This window comes from Candidatus Viridilinea mediisalina (assembly GCF_002532535.1).
Lineage (GTDB): Bacteria > Chloroflexota > Chloroflexia > Chloroflexales > Chloroflexaceae > Viridilinea > Viridilinea mediisalina.
Window position 1 is genome coordinate 59,849 of record NZ_NQWI01000009.1, and the last position, 1,113, is coordinate 60,961.

The 1,113-nt window shown below is 61.0% G+C and carries 1 pseudogene; it reads right to left on the reverse strand.

Annotated elements, in window-relative coordinates:
• A pseudogene (locus CJ255_RS23310) lies at nucleotides 1-1,113 on the reverse strand (hypothetical protein); the annotation flags it as partial.

A 1,113-nucleotide genomic window follows, 5' to 3' on the forward strand; every position in this document is an offset into this window, starting at 1 on the left:
CTCTGGCTCACTGGGCGTTGCCGCTGCCTCGGCTGGGGCTGTGGGTTCCGCCGCATCCAAGCCAAAGTCATCGAGCGAGAAGGGTTCCGGCTCACTGGGCGTGGCCGCCGACTCGGCCTGATCGGCCTGCTCAAAGGTCATTTCAAAATCATCGAGCGAGAAGGGTTCTGGCTCGCTGGCCGCAGGGGTAGCATCAGGCGTTGCGGGTGGCGCAGCCTGCTCAAGCTCTGCCAGTTCAGCGGGTGAAAAACCGAGATCATCGAGCGAAAACGGCGCGAGATCAGGTTCAGCGGGCGCAGCCCCAGTTGGCGCAAACTGCTCAGGTGCAAGCCCCAAAGCATCAAGCGAGAAGGGGGCTACGTCTGCATCGGCTGTGTCTGCAGCAGCTTCAGCTTCCGTAGGCTGCGCATCATCACCACCCTCGCGGGGCAGTCGGAAGCTGCCGGTCAGACGCTCAGGTTCAGCCGGATCATGATCGCGGAGCGAAACATCATCGTTGTGGTTCGAGAAGTACCCGGCCACATCGGCATCATCATCGTCAACCGGCATGAGCGGATCAGGCTCTTCAGGGGGACGCTCAGAAGCACGCTGGCGCAGACGACCAAAGATGCTACTCCCTTGCCCCGCATCAGCCTCATCGGAGCGCAGGAAATCGGTGCCAACCTTTGCGCTCGGCTGCTGCCAACTATACCCTCCGCTATCACTGGTCTCATCACCCTCGCGCCCGGCAGGATCGGGGGGCAACGGGAGTGGTGGCGCTTCATCAAGCGAGAAGGGCTGCAGTGAAGGCGGCAACGAACCATAGTCGTCACGTTCACTATCTTCAGTGCTATTCAGATCAAGATCATCGAGTGAGAAGGGCTGGAGATCCCCCATTGCAGAGGTCAACTCATCGCGCGCTGCCTGCTCTTCATCCTGCACACCCCAAGCAAAGGGCTTACTCTCCTCCGGTGCGGCAGGGGCTTCTGGCTCATCACTAGCCTGAATGCCAAGCTCATCAAGCGAGAAGGGCTGCAAACTCCCTTCATCAGCACTGCCCTGCTCCATCTGGGCGATCTCGTCGGGCGAGAGGCCGAGGTCACCGAGTGAGAAGGGTTCGAGGGCGGGCTCATC